This window comes from Streptomyces sp. NPDC031274 (genome assembly GCF_055570235.1).
Genome location: NZ_JBVIHP010000142.1, coordinates 1 through 1,821 on the forward strand (window position 1 = coordinate 1; position 1,821 = coordinate 1,821).

2 protein-coding genes are annotated in these 1,821 nt (G+C 68.3%); one reads left to right on the top strand and one right to left on the bottom strand.

Annotated elements, in window-relative coordinates; translation table 11 throughout:
• A partial coding sequence (locus ACZ5CR_RS44330; RefSeq protein WP_468869089.1) for an NAD(P)-binding domain-containing protein occupies positions 1–851 on the top strand: 851 nt, incomplete at its 5' end.
• 171 nt (positions 852–1,022) lie between these two features.
• Here the strand turns inward: ACZ5CR_RS44330 and ACZ5CR_RS44335 are convergent.
• On the bottom strand, positions 1,023–1,394 hold the full coding sequence (locus ACZ5CR_RS44335) for a hypothetical protein (RefSeq protein ID WP_468869091.1): 372 nt from the start codon (positions 1,392–1,394) through the stop codon (positions 1,023–1,025).
• Positions 1,395–1,821: the final 427 nt, after the last annotated feature.

The window sequence follows — 1,821 nt, forward strand, 5'->3', positions numbered from 1 at the left end:
AGACCTATCCCGAAGCCGGGCATGTCGTCCAGTACCTCACCGACTACGAGCATCGGTACGAACTCCCCGTCATCCGACCGGTGTCCGTACACGGCGTCCACCGCGACGGGGCCTTCCCGCGGGTCGAGGGCGACACCGGTACCCGGCGGGCCCGCGCCGTCATCAGCGCGACCGGCACCTGGTGGCGGCCCTTCCTGGCCGCCGTCCCCGGTCGCCCCGACTTCCGCGGCCGTCAGCTTCACACCGTCGATTACCGCGGCTCGCGTGACTTCTCCGGGCAGCGGGTCGTCGTGGTCGGGGGCGGCAACTCCGGCGCCCAGATCGCCGCCGACCTCGCGCACGACACCGAACTGACCTGGGTCACCCAGCGCCCGCCGCGCTTCCTCGCCGACGACATCGACGGCCGTGCACTCTTCGACGCGGCCACCGCCCGGCGCAAGGCGCTGGAGAGCGGAAGCGCGGACACCGGCGGCGTGGCCTCGCTGGGCGACATCGTCGCCGTGCCGCCGGTGCGCGAGGCACGTAATGCGGGCCTGTTGAAGGCTTCACCGATGTTCACCCGGCTCACGTCAAACAGCGTGGGGTGGGGCGATGGAACGAGTTCCGAAGTCGACGCGGTCATCTGGTGCACCCGATTCCGCCCAGCCCTCTCCCACCTCGCCCCGCTCCAACTCCGGGGCTCACGCGGCCACATCACCACCGCCGGAACCCGCGCGACGGACGAACCGCGCCTCCACCTGCTCGGCTACGGCGATTGGACCGGGCCCGCCTCCGCCACCCTGATCGGCGTCGGCCGCCCGGCCCGCGATGCTGCCCGCGAGATCGCAGCTCTTCTGGGACCTCGTTCCTGACCTTCGAGCGGGCAACGCCACTTCCAGCCCGGCTGTTGGGACGGCACAAGCTCATGGAACTGGGCTAAGAGCACGGCCCTCGCGGCGTAGCCTCTCTCACGAACCGGGCGTCGAAGCTTGCGGGGAACCATGGATCAGGGCTGGTCTGCGCTGATCGCGGGCTTGGCCGGACTAGTTGGCGCTGCGATCGGCGGGTACTTCACCAAAGCCGGCGCCGTGCAAGGCGCGAAGACGGCGGCCGACGCAGTGGCCCCCCAGGTCGAAGAACGCCGGGCTGACGAACTCAATAACTGGATCCGGCAGGAACGACGAGACATTTACGGCGAGGTCATCCGAGCCCATGGTGAGCTGGCGGGCCAGTTGGCGTCGCTTCGTGTCGCTGTCGACCGGGACACGGTGGAAGACGCGATGAGCGACCAGATCGATGAGGCCTGGACGGTGCTCGCCCTCGCATGCAGCGGCGTCCACCTCTTCGGTCCTGGGCCGGTCTGGGCAGCCGCGGACCGTGTACGAGACGCCACGCGAGAATGTGTATTCGCGCACCGCTCTTTCGTCGCAACGCCTCCCGAGGCTGATGCGGGAGAGCGGATCCTCGCCTGGCACGACCTTGCTCGACCTCGCTAAGAGATGGCTTCAGCCCTGACGAGTTTTTCTGTCCTCTGCCGCGAAGCACTCGGCGTCGCCGTGGAGACGAGCGACTAGCTGATTCCAACTCGCCGATGCAGCCCATCATCAGCGGCCAGTCGGCAACCTCCGACAAATGTTCGAGACCCAAGACCCACGACCCGGAACCGTCCAACCGGAAGCTGCGTGCTCGCCGTCACTGAGCAAGTCGCCGAACACGGAGAGTGGGAGCACGATGTCCAACGGGCCGGCATGGTTGGCGGCGTCAGCAGGCGTCGGTGGCGCAGGAGCAGCGTGGTTTGCAGCGATCAACGGCGTCCGAACGCTCATACAGACTCGCGCCGAC